Here is a 1208-nt window from a genome sequence, read left to right on the forward strand (position 1 = left end):
ATGCTGCAATGGATGAGTTGCTGGCATGGCGCATTATCGGCTCGGTACCCGTAGGGATTCTTATCGTCTACGCGGTGACTCGCCATTGGCCAAATTGGTCACAGGTGTGGCGAGATAAAAAGTCTCTTTGGTATACATTTGTGGCAAGTAGCCTAATGTGTATTTCTTGGAGTGCATTTACGTGGGCGTTGACTCACCATCGAGTGATTGATGCAAGCTTGGGCTTTTTCATCGGGCCACTTGTGTCTGTCTCTTTAGGTGTATTTGTTTTGGGAGACAAGCTTTCTAAGGGGCAATTAATTGCAATATTGCTCGCAACTTGTGGCGTGTTATACCAAGTGTTTCAATACGGGCAGCTACCGTTTGTTGCCTTAACAATGGGGCTTTTCTTTGCGCTTTATGGCCTCTACAAAAAGAAAATCAACTACGATTGGAGCACAACATTGTTTATTGAAGCGCTTGTTCTTGCGCCGTTTGCGTTGGGATATTTGCTGTTCAAACAATGGACGACTGGCGAGCTTGCTTCTTCCGTTGATACGACAACCTTATTGCTTTACTTCGGCAGCGCGCCAATCACGATTCTGCCTTTGATCTTCTACTCAATCGCGATTCGTATTACAAACTTATCGACGGTTGGTTTGATGCAATACATAGAGCCGAGCTTGCAGTTTATTCTTGCTGTCGTGTTCTTTGGGGAGCTGTTCGATGACGTTAAAGCGGTTACGTTTGCCTTTATCTGGGTGGGTTTGTTGCTTACGATCTTCGAAGGCGTTGCGAAAGGAATAAAGCGTAAAAAGTTGGCTAATCATTCGGTGTAGGTTGAATCCGGTTTAAACCAAATTTGGGCCAACCACGCTCGTTTTAGTTCATTGTGCATCCAAGTAAAACCAAACATAAAAGTGCTCAGTCGAGCGCTTTTTTTATCACTGAAATTCAAGTTATGAATAGCGATGTTTTTCATTATTCGGCATCTTGAAGTTACTTAGGTATAGTGAATAGGTATCTGAATAGAAAGGACTCAACATGATCACTGCACTTTATGCCAGTATTCTGGCTCTACTTTTAGTTTGGTTAGCGTTTCAAGTCATCAAACAAAGGCGCCTTAACAAGGTTGCGTACGCAGATGGCGGCGTAGAAGCACTGCAAATTGCCCGCAGCGCACAAAGTAACGCAAGCGAATACATACCCATTACGTTAATTCTTATGGC

2 protein-coding genes are annotated in these 1208 nt (G+C 43.9%); both read left to right on the forward strand.

Features of this window, described 5'->3' with window-relative positions; translation table 11 throughout:
- Positions 1 to 818 (forward strand): EamA family transporter RarD (gene rarD / locus R7Q47_RS25315; RefSeq protein ID WP_318090091.1); only part of this gene is annotated, 818 nt, incomplete at its 5' end.
- Between the two features lie 205 nt (positions 819 to 1023).
- Positions 1024 to 1208, forward strand: a 185-nt coding sequence (locus R7Q47_RS25320) for an MAPEG family protein (RefSeq protein ID WP_318090094.1), incomplete at its 3' end; no start/stop codon positions are given.

Source organism: Vibrio sp. Vb0349 (assembly GCF_033338975.1).